Genomic DNA, 1,321 nt, shown 5'->3' with positions numbered 1-1,321 from the left:
CGCGTGCGCAACGTCGCGATGCCCGTCATCGACAGGGCCTTCGCCGTCTACCACCTGGGGGCGAAGGAGCCGATCGACGGCGCCGACGGACACGGAGGGTGAGGGACGGCCACGAGCCGTACTGCTTCAACCTGGCGGGATCGGGGTATGTGGCAGGAGGGAAAGCCCAAGGAGGCCTCATGCCTACTACTCTGCGTATCCAGGCCACCCCTGCGCCGCAGCCGGACGTACCGCCGGCCGCCCTTCCCGAGATCCCCGAGATCGCCGACCTCCAGTCGGTGAGCACCGCCGACGCCCACGACCTGTCGGTCACGCTCTTCCGGCGGCTGCACACGCTGGAGGAGGGGACCTCGGAGTACTCGTACGTGCGCAACACCCTGGTCGAGCTGAACCTGAGCATGGTGAAGTACGCGGCCACGCGCGTGCGCCACTGCAGTGCCCCGTGGGAAGACGTCATGCAGGTGGGCACGATCGGCCTGATCAAGGCCATCAACCGGTTCGACCCGGAGCGCGGCTTCGAGTTCATGTCGTTCGCCCTCCCCACCATCGTGGGAGAGATCAAGCGCTACTTCCGTGACACCACCTGGGCCGTCCGTGTACCGCGCCGGCTGCAGGAACTGCGCATCGATCTGGCCAAGGCGAACGACGCCCTGGAGCAGGAGCTCGGGCACGCCCCCACTGCGCAGGAGCTCGCCGAGCGGTTGGGCATCACCGCGGAGGAGGTCTGCGAAGGCCGGCTCGCGGCCAACGGCTTCACCAGCCTGTCCCTCGACCTCCCCGTGACGGAGGAGGACGACGCGCCCGGTACCCTGGCCCGCGGCCTCGGGGTGGAGGAGACGCGCTTCGAGACGGTCGAGGACCTGGAATCGCTCAAGCCGCTGCTGGAGGAGCTGACCGAACGGGATCGGACGATCCTCGCCCTCCGCTTCGGTGAGGAGCTGACCCAGGCCGAGATCGGCGAGCGGCTGGGCATGTCGCAGATGCACGTCTCCCGGCTGCTGGGCCGCATCCTGGGCCGGCTGCGGGAGGGACTGCTCGCCGAGGAACCCGAGGAACCGCAGGCCGAACCGGCTTGAGGCACTCAGCCGTCCGCACGGGACAGACAGGTATATTGCGCTGGAACCCGGGCAGGTGCAGGGGAGCACGACGGAAGGGTGATGCCGGATGGTGCCGGAAGCGGAAAGAGAACGCTTCACCGTTGCGGTGGAGGCCGTGGACGGAGCCGTCGTCCTCGCGCTCGCGGGAGAACTGGACCACGATACGGCGCAACCCCTGAGGGATGCCCTCGATGCGGCGCTCACCCCGGGCCGCCGGGTCCTGG

Annotated in this window: 1 protein-coding gene; it reads left to right on the top strand. The window is 69.0% G+C overall.

All coding sequences use genetic code 11. The annotated features are described in order from the left end of the window. The first annotated feature begins 179 nt into the window (after positions 1–179). Complete coding sequence (locus tag ACFWVD_RS28640) at positions 180–1,076, top strand: SigB/SigF/SigG family RNA polymerase sigma factor (protein WP_379248016.1); 897 nt, start codon at positions 180–182, stop codon at positions 1,074–1,076. The last annotated feature ends 245 nt before the right edge of the window (positions 1,077–1,321 follow it).

This window comes from Nocardia sp. NPDC058666 (assembly GCF_042714895.1).
Taxonomy (GTDB): Bacteria; Actinomycetota; Actinomycetes; order Mycobacteriales; family Mycobacteriaceae; genus Nocardia.
The sequence above is the reverse complement of the archived record's forward strand: the minus strand, read 5'-3'. Positions and strand labels throughout refer to the sequence as shown.